The organism is Bacillus hominis, assembly GCF_018332515.1.
In the GTDB taxonomy this organism is placed as follows: domain Bacteria; phylum Bacillota; class Bacilli; order Bacillales; family Bacillaceae_G; genus Bacillus_A; species Bacillus_A hominis.
Window position 1 is genome coordinate 1 of sequence record NZ_BOQD01000293.1, and the last position, 5,605, is coordinate 5,605.

General features: G+C 36.4%; 5 protein-coding genes. 1 reads left to right on the forward strand and 4 read right to left on the reverse strand.

The genetic code is table 11. From position 1 onward, the window contains the following. The first annotated feature begins 191 nt into the window (after positions 1-191). Positions 192-1,826 carry a putative polysaccharide biosynthesis protein gene (locus KI356_RS22650; protein WP_212936527.1) on the forward strand — a complete coding sequence of 545 codons (1,635 nt, stop codon included), beginning with the start codon at positions 192-194 and terminating at the stop codon, positions 1,824-1,826. A 39-nt stretch (positions 1,827-1,865) separates the two neighbouring features. Here KI356_RS22650 and KI356_RS22655 read toward each other — a convergent pair whose 3' ends face one another. From KI356_RS22655 to KI356_RS22670, 4 genes are all read right to left on the reverse strand, one after another. Then, complete coding sequence (locus KI356_RS22655; protein WP_212936528.1) at positions 1,866-2,690, reverse strand: DUF4037 domain-containing protein; 825 nt, start codon at positions 2,688-2,690, stop codon at positions 1,866-1,868. Positions 2,691-2,791: 101 nt separating this feature from the next. Next, positions 2,792-3,304 (reverse strand): GNAT family N-acetyltransferase, encoded by a 513-nt coding sequence (locus tag KI356_RS22660; protein ID WP_128281465.1) that lies wholly within the window; start codon positions 3,302-3,304, stop codon positions 2,792-2,794. A gap of 94 nt (positions 3,305-3,398) precedes the next feature. Continuing rightward, positions 3,399-4,316: a cysteine synthase A gene (cysK, locus tag KI356_RS22665; RefSeq protein ID WP_212936529.1), complete on the reverse strand. Its 918-nt coding sequence runs from the start codon at positions 4,314-4,316 to the stop codon at positions 3,399-3,401. 10 nt (positions 4,317-4,326) lie between these two features. Further along, positions 4,327-5,538 carry an MFS transporter gene (locus KI356_RS22670; protein ID WP_212936530.1) on the reverse strand — a complete coding sequence of 404 codons (1,212 nt, stop codon included), beginning with the start codon at positions 5,536-5,538 and terminating at the stop codon, positions 4,327-4,329. Positions 5,539-5,605: the final 67 nt, after the last annotated feature.

Genomic DNA, 5,605 nt, shown 5'->3' on the forward strand with positions numbered 1-5,605 from the left:
TTTTATCATACATTAAAAATAGTGTCAACTTATATTTTGACTTTTTATGTATTACATTCTTTGAAAAAGTCAAAATATGACTTTTAAATGAATAGTATTAGAACATTTATGGTTTATACTGTATTAACTTCTCTAACAGGTTTATAGTAGTATACGATGAATGCAAGGCAGCACGAGTAGGAGGAAAAATTTTGTCTACTTCAAAAGTTTTAAAAGGAACTGCTTTATTAAGCGGTGCCACAATGATTTCACGTATTTTAGGTTTTATATACTTCTTCCCTTTTCAATTATTAGTCGGAACACAAGGGGTTGCTTTATATGGATATGCATACTCTTGGTACGGTATTTTATTAAGTTTTTCAACAGCTGGCATTCCTATTGCCGTCTCCAAATTTGTTGCAAAACATAATGCGCTCGGTGATTATAGTACAAGTAAAAAATTATATAACTCTAGCGTAAAATTGATGCTGTTTATGGGCTTTTTAGGATTTTTAATTTTATTTATTGGAGCACCTTACATATCACAATTTATTATTCGTTCTAAAACACCTGATCCACAATTTATTGCCGACGTAACACTTACGATGCGAGCATTAAGTTTCGCACTTATTATCGTACCTGCTATGAGTGTTACACGTGGCTATTTCCAAGGTTTTCAACATATGAAACCAAGTGCTGTTTCTCAAGTCGTAGAACAAATTGCACGTGTCGTTTTCATTCTAGTCGGTAGTTTTATCGTCTCAAAACTATTAGGTGGTTCAGTAGCTTCTTCTGTTGCAGTTGCTACATTTGGCGCTGTTATCGGGGCACTTGCCAGCGTCTCCATGTTAATGATGTACTGGAAAAAATATAATGGATTAAAACCTCCTGAAGGTGAGCAAAAAACAAGATCATCAAACATTCCTTTAAGAAGTATTTATATGGAATTACTACGTTATGCAATTCCAATTGTATTTGTAGGCATTGCAATCCCACTCTATACGCTAGTAGATCAATATACTGTAGCTGATGTCCTTAGAGCAATGGGAGAGCCTTTAGAAACCGCTAATGCAGTCTTCGCTTATATAACGAACTATGCCCAAAAGTTAATTATGATTCCAGCTTCACTTGCAACTGGATTCTCATTAACAATTATTCCGGCTATAACGAAATCATTTACAAGCGGGAAACTCGAAGAATTACAAGATCAAATTTCAAAGATATTCCAAGTATTGTTATTCTTCACTATCCCAGCAGCATTCGGTCTTGCTAGTATCGCTTATGATGCATTCCGCATGGTTTATGTAAATCCTGAAATTGCACTTGGTGGATCACAATATTTAATTTCATTTGCACCTTCTGCTGTATTAAGTGCGATTTTTACAGTTTCAGCTGCTATATTACAAGGAATTGATTATCAAAGAAAAACAATGATTGCATTCTCAGTCGGTATTCTCGTTAAAATTGTGGTGAACACACCGCTCTTACATTTATTCGGTGGACATGGTGCTGTACTTGGAACAATTCTTGGATATCTCGTTTCAAATATTATTATGCTGTACTGCATCGTTAAGTTTGCGAAATTCAAAATTGGTGAAACAGCAAAAACAGTATTTCTAATTACGATTTACTCCGCAGCAATGTCTGCTGTTGTAATTGCATTAAGAGCAATTATAAGCTGGATTATTCCTGGACAATCTTATATAGAATCACTGATCATTGTGTTTATATGCGCCGCAGCAGGAGGACTTGTTTATCTTTTATTCGTATTAACGAGTGGACTTGCTTCGCATATTCTCGGTGATAGGATTCAACGATTACCCGTACTAGGAAAATTAGTAAAATAAAAAAAGAAGAGATGTAACTCGTTGTTACATCTCTTCTTTTTACTTTGCATATTGAATACGTTTTTGTTGTTCAGTAATATTTAATTCTGGGGCATATTGTTCTACTAAATGTAATATCTCTTCGATTAACACTTCTAACTCCTGTACACTATACTCCGGTTCCCCTATCAACGTATTCGCCATACGCTCATATAAATTTTCAGGTTTAATACTCATTCGTTCCACATTATATGACATCCATTTAAATGCAGGATGATGCACGTACATTCGGTTCATTCCAAACAAGACACCAAATATATTTCTTTGCACTTCACAAATAACATCGTAAAGCATAAGCCAATCTTTTCGTTCCAAAAGAGCCTCTCGATTATGCCATCGATTGCTTAACCAAAGATTTTCTGAAATCATCCTTTTCGCCAGTTCTTCTGGATATGCTTCAATTCTATCTTTTAGAGCATGTACTTTTACTTCTCCATACAAACTCACACCATCATGAACCGATGATACAATACATTGTTTCTCATAATTTATATTATACTGCTCTACAACTTCTGAAATAACCTTGTCTACTGTCACTGTTAAAAAGTTACTAATCTCTAGTTTAATTCCTTCTTTCGTCAAATATGTTTCCGACCATTCTTCTTCCTCGTAAGGATGATATGACAAAATCGTTCCACCAATATTGTTAATAGGTCCCCGACGATCCTCATCCTCTGGCGGTGCTGACCATAAAATATGTAATTCAATATCAGAATGTTCATCTTCTAACTTTCTTGCTACAGAGCCTGCTAAAATAATAGCTTCGACTTTTGGATTTTTCCTATAAATTCCCGACGTTTCTATCGCTTTCTCTAGTAATCCCATTTCATTTCCCCCTAAAGCTGTAACATCCCTCTCTATTTATATATTTCAATACCACATCTTATAATCCCTTTACGACTTACACCTTTTCAAATCTCACCAATTCATATTTCCACCCAATAACGCTGAACAATTTCACCAGTATGAGTAGAAATCACTTCATTTTCTAACACACCGCCAACCTTTTGAATTGTTTTAGCCGAACCAACATTCGCTTTATCACAAGTTATTAACACTTTGTTCAAACCTAATTTTTTCGCCTCAGCTAATGAAAGTTGAAGTTGCTCCGTCGCATATCCTTGGCGACGTTTATTAGGATGCACACTATAACCGATATGACCGCTTTCCAGCAATAATTCTGGATTTAATCGATGTCTAATATTCACAGAACCTATAAGTTCTCCTTTTTCAAAACTTAAAAATTGACTAGATGGCACTCGATTGGGTGGTAAGTTTTCTCCCATTTTCTTTAAATTCACTTTTTTAAACCATTCATCAAGAGAATCAAAATTTTGTAAAGAACTACTACCGTGTGGTTGTTCTCCTGACTGTAAAAATGCCTGCCTATACTCTATAATTTGTTCGCTATATTCATATGTTGGTTTCAATAGCTTCATTGTCATTCTCCCCACTCACCCATTCTCTATTTTTCTAAAAGAAGCACCTTAATAGAGGATTTTCATCCTTACTATTAAGATGCTTCTATCACTCTTATTCAAATAGCCCCATACTTAAATAACGTTCCCCTGTATCAGGAGCAATACATAAAACTTTTTTCCCCACTCCTAGACGCTTCGCTATCATAATTGCGGCGTAAACAGAAGCTCCTGAAGATGGCCCTACTAATAAACCTTCTTGCCTCGCTAAGTTTCTCATTGTAGTTAATGCCTCTTCATCTGCAATTTGAATAATTTCGTTATACACTTCTGTATTTAAGTTTTTTGGAATAAAACCAGGACTTGTTCCGACTAGTTTATGAGGACCTGGAACACCACCAGATAACACTGGGGATCCTTTCGGTTCTACTACTGCAATATATAAGTTTGGTAGTTTCTCTTTTAATGTTTCACCGGTCCCTGTAATAGTCCCGCCCGTTCCAGCAGTTGCTACAAATGCATCAAGTTCTCCATCCATTTGTTCATAAATTTCAAGTGCAGTCGTATAACGATGAATATTCGGATTTGCTGGGTTTTCAAATTGCTGCGGAATAAAACTATTTGGGATTTCTTTTTGTAACTCTACCGCCTTTGCAATTGCTCCTGGCATTCTTTGTTCCGCTGGTGTTAAAACTACTTCTGCTCCGTATGCTTTCAATAAATTAATACGCTCTTTGGACATATTGTCTGGCATAATTAAAATAGCTTTATATCCTTTAGCTGCTGCATTCATCGCTAAACCAATTCCTGTATTCCCACTTGTCGGTTCAATAATTGTATCACCTGGCTTAATGAGGCCTTGTTCCTCAGCAATATGAATTAAGTTATAGGCAGCACGATCTTTCACACTGCGAGATGGATTAAACATTTCCAGTTTTACATACACATTCGCTGCGTCTTCTGGAATAAATTTAGATAATCGGACGACAGGTGTATCTCCTATTAATTCTGTAACGTTTTCACATAATTTCATAGCGCATCTCCTATTCTATCGTTTTCTTATCATTCGGCAGTAACCATGAAGTTAGTCCAATTAATGGTAAACAACTACATAATAGCATAATAAACTGAAGACTATACATATCAGCCAACTTCCCAAGGACTACAGCACCTAATGCCCCAAGCCCAAACGCGAGACCGACAATTAATCCAGATACCATCCCCACTTTCCCCGGGACAAGCTCTTGTGCGTATACAACGATTACACTAAAACTACTTGAACTAATAAAACCGATACATAAAAATAATGGTACAACCCACACAAGCGAAACGTGAGGTAGTAAAAGCGCAAGTGGCGCTGAACCGAGCATTGAAAAGACAATGATCTTTTTCTTACCGAATCGATCCGCTAGCGGACCACCAAAGAAAGTACCTAATACACCAGCAATCATAAAAGCGAAGACGAAATACTGCGCATTTTTTATAGATAAACCGTAATGCTCTATTAAATAAAATTGATAGAAATTCCCGATGCCAGCACCGTACCAAGAACGTACGAATGTTAGAAAAACAAGAAGTATAATAACAAATTTAATGTGCGTACTTACAATCGCATTTTCTGCCTCCATCGCAGCTCTCTTTTTCCTTCTTACAGCACCAGTCGCTAATTCATTTTTATACCATTTCGATACGGAGATTAATAATACAATTCCTACTGCCGCAAAGGCTGTAAAACCTAAAGAACCAATTTGACCGAGCGGAACGAAAATTAAAGCTGTAAAAATAGGAGCTAGAGAATTCCCTGTATTTCCTCCAACTTGATAAATCGCTTGAGCTAAACCTCGTTTTGCCCCTGCTGCCGTATAAGCAACTCGGGCACCTTCCGGATGAAAGACTGCGGAACCTAATCCAATAAATAAAACAGAAATAATAACAATAATAAAGTTTGGTGCAAACGCGAGTCCAATCATTCCAAGCATACTTGAAAACATACCGAGTGGTAATAAAAATGGTGACGGCTTCTTATCTGAATACATACCAAAAACCGGCTGCATAATCGAAGACGTCATATTTAACGCAAACGCAATCCACCCTACTTGCATGTAGGATAAATTCATCGTTTTTTCCAAAATAGGGAACAACGCTGGCACAACTGCTTGCATCGAATCATTCAAAAAATGTCCGAAACTAATCGCAAATAATATTCGATATATCGTCGGTGTTTCTACTGTATTTTTTTGTGAAACTGCCTGCATATACGAATCACTCCTTCCTGTACAAAATATATATTTATTACAGCAGGTGTAATAAATTCTGAGTTTT